The organism is Thalassovita aquimarina (assembly GCF_018219815.1).
Taxonomy (GTDB): domain Bacteria; phylum Pseudomonadota; class Alphaproteobacteria; order Rhodobacterales; family Rhodobacteraceae; genus Thalassobius; species Thalassobius aquimarinus.
Genome location: NZ_JADMKU010000067.1, coordinates 1 through 257, shown reverse-complemented (window position 1 = coordinate 257; position 257 = coordinate 1). Strand labels below are relative to the sequence as shown.

Annotated in this window: 1 protein-coding gene; it reads right to left on the bottom strand. The window is 66.1% G+C overall.

The features are described 5' to 3' along the window. The coding region (locus IT775_RS21210) for a DUF7507 domain-containing protein (RefSeq protein ID WP_212703241.1) at positions 1–257 on the bottom strand (257 nt) is incomplete at both ends.

Below are 257 nucleotides of genomic sequence, written 5' to 3'. Positions count from 1 at the left end.
GCCGCCGTAGGTGCCGACCACGGTCGCGCTGTTGCGCAGGCCCCCGGCGTCGATATCGGCCTGGGTCACGGTGTAGGTGGCGGTGTATTCGGTGCTTTCGCCCGGCGCCAGCGTGGTGGACTGGCCCGGGGTCAGCGCGAAGCTGGTGATCGCATTGCTGATCACGCTGTCATCCGCGCGCTTCAGCGTGTCGCTCTGCACGCCGACATTGCTCAGCGTCACGTTGCCGGTATTGCTGATCGCGAAGGTGTAGGTGA